The following is a 1,036-nucleotide window of genomic DNA, read 5'->3' on the forward strand; positions in this document are numbered from 1 at the left end:
TATTGGGCTTGCTGGTGGGTTAAATACCTTTGGTTATGTTGAAGGGAATCCAGCAATTTTTGTAGACCCTTATGGACTGACTGCAGAAAAAAGTATCCAAAATGCTGTGGCTAAAGCAACAGGGAAAAAATACTCCAAGCTAGACTCATGTCAAGTGAAATTGGTTACATCAATTCTTTCCGGAGATATCAATACTTTAGAATCAGTATTAGAGGGTTGTCACAATATCCCCGTAGCTCATGCTAAAAAACTTAGAAACTTATGCAAAAAAACTAAAAATAAAAAAGAGTTTAATAAAAGAGGGGGAGGGAAAAATGCTCAGCACTCTAACGCTGCCAAACGAGCAGTTGCCAAGGAAAAATGGGAAACAGCTAAAAAACGTATGGAAGAAGCAAAAAGAAATGGATCAACTAAAGACGAAAAAAGAGAAATTCAAAAAGAAATAGATCACTGGAAGCGTAAAATGGACAATACAGGTGAAAATCATTCAATGAAACCAAAGAAAGGGTAGTTAGAGTATTATGGATATTAATTGGATATGGGTGCCGAATAAGTCCATTGGATGTTTTTATTTTGACCAAAAAATTGATGTTAAGTCACTACCTTTTCAATGTGAGGAAGTTAAGTCATCTGACGAAAGCGGAGAGTGGAGTACATTCGAAATAATTGGAGATGCCTCTCGCTTTTCTGTTGAAAATAACATTTTAATTTCAGTGGAGTGTGTAAATAATTTTGTTTATAAAGGAATAAACTTAATTGGTATTTCATTAGAAAATTTTCTTGACTTATTTGATGATGAGTTTGTTACTGTTGATAATTGGGACGATGGCAAAGAGCTCTGTTGTAGAGAGTTAGGGATAATTGTTTGGATTGAGGAAGGTTTAGTTGAGTCTATATCTGTATCATCTTAACAAATAAGGGTGTCGAGTAGCTCAGTAATTAGTTTTAAAACCCTTAGTACAGCCAGTATTTTTTAAATGGATTTTGGACTGTCAATGATGCTATGAGGAACTGTGATTACTGACGCTACCCACTT

At 34.9% G+C, this 1,036-nt stretch carries 2 protein-coding genes; both read left to right on the forward strand.

Features of this window, described 5'->3' with window-relative positions:
* On the forward strand, positions 1 to 511 hold a 511-nt coding region (locus KCG35_RS25610), incomplete at its 5' end, for an RHS repeat-associated core domain-containing protein (protein ID WP_215822681.1).
* A 10-nt stretch (positions 512 to 521) separates the two neighbouring features.
* Entirely contained in the window at positions 522 to 911 is a 390-nt protein-coding gene (locus tag KCG35_RS25615) for a hypothetical protein (protein WP_215822683.1), read from the forward strand.
* Positions 912 to 1,036 lie beyond the last annotated feature (125 nt).

Origin of the sequence: Zooshikella harenae (assembly GCF_018837975.1) — a bacterium.
Taxonomy (GTDB): Bacteria; Pseudomonadota; Gammaproteobacteria; order Pseudomonadales; family Zooshikellaceae; genus Zooshikella; species Zooshikella harenae.

Excerpts from the sequence above, each read along its gene's own strand:
- KCG35_RS25615 (WP_215822683.1), top strand. The coding sequence starts at position 522 with ATGGATATTAATTGGATATGGGTGCCGAATAAGTCCATTGGATGTTTT.